General features: G+C 60.3%; 2 protein-coding genes. Both read right to left on the reverse strand.

Annotated elements, in window-relative coordinates:
• Window positions 1-363, reverse strand: a complete 363-nt coding sequence (locus D6877_RS15985; RefSeq protein WP_042607276.1) for a DUF5064 family protein — start codon at window positions 361-363, stop codon at window positions 1-3.
• Window positions 364-425: 62 nt separating this feature from the next.
• On the reverse strand, window positions 426-1,337 hold a 912-nt coding region (arcC, locus tag D6877_RS15990; protein ID WP_130911418.1), incomplete at its 5' end, for a carbamate kinase.

The following is a 1,337-nucleotide window of genomic DNA, read 5'->3' on the forward strand; positions in this document are numbered from 1 at the left end:
TTATTCGAAATGCTCGAGGTTCACCGGATCCCCCGACTGCATATTCAACTTCTGCCGAATGTCTTCAAACATCAGATCGTAATGCTTGTGCACCGAGCCGATCTGGCTGTGGGTCTTGGGAATTCCGTACTTCTCGGCGATCCGCGTGACATCGCGGGCGAAGTTGTAGGCTTCTTCCTTGGGCAGGAAAAACGTCTCCTTCATGTCCTTGCCCTGCATGCTGCCGTGCAGGGTGAACTGAATACCTTTGCCTTTCTGCGGATCGGTGAACACTTCATAGTCCAGATGCACGTTGTAATTGACGTCATCGTCGGTCAACGCGTGCCGCTCGATGTGCAGGTGACCGGGTTCGAACTGGGCCATTGAGCTACTCCTTTCAAGGCATGGAGGCGGGGCAGGCCTTGAGCCTGCCCCGGCGTTTATTGTTATCGGTAGCTGATCCCCGGCTTCGCCGTGCTGACCCGCGTACCGGCGGTGCCCTGGACGATGGCTTCGATATCGGCCAGCGAACCGATCACCGCGACCTTGCCAGTATGGCGCGCGAATTCGCAGGCTGCCTGCACCTTCGGTCCCATGGAGCCTGCGGCGAAACCGAGGCGTTCGAGTTCGTCCGGGTGGGCTTCGGCGATGGCTTTCTGGGTGGGTTTGCCATAGTCGATAAAAGCCGCGTTGACGTCGGTGGCGATCACCAGCAGGTCGGCTTCCAGTTGCTCGGCAAGCAACGACGAACACAGGTCCTTGTCGATCACCGCCTCGATGCCCTTGAGGTTGCGCTGCTCGTCGTACATGGTCGGAATCCCGCCGCCACCGGCGCAGATGACGATGCTGCCCTTGTCCAGCAGCCACTTGATCGGACGGATTTCGAAGATGCGTTTCGGCCGTGGGCTGGCGACCACGCGGCGGAATTTGTCGCCATCGGCAGCAATTGCCCAGCCTTTTTCGGCGGCGAGTTTTTCCGCTTCGGCTTTCTCGTACACCGGGCCGATCGGCTTGGTCGGGTTCTTGAAGGCCGTGTCGTTGGCGTCGACTTCGACCTGGGTCAGCAGGGTGGCGAACGGCACTTCGAAGTCGAGCAGATTGCCCAGTTCCTGTTCGATGATGTAGCCGATCATGCCTTCGGTTTCGGCACCGAGCACGTCCAGCGGGTAGGGGGTGACGGAGGTGTAGGCCGCCGCTTGCAGCGACAGCAGGCCGACTTGCGGGCCATTGCCGTGGGCGATGACCAGTTGGTTGCCAGGATGGATCTTGGCGATTTGCTCAGTGGCGATGCGGATATTGGCGCGCTGGTTGTCAGCGGTCATCGGCTCACCACGGCGGAGCAGGGCGTTACCGCCCAG

Origin of the sequence: Pseudomonas sp. Sample_9 (genome assembly GCF_004307535.1) — a bacterium.
Lineage (GTDB): Bacteria > Pseudomonadota > Gammaproteobacteria > Pseudomonadales > Pseudomonadaceae > Aquipseudomonas > Aquipseudomonas mercuritolerans.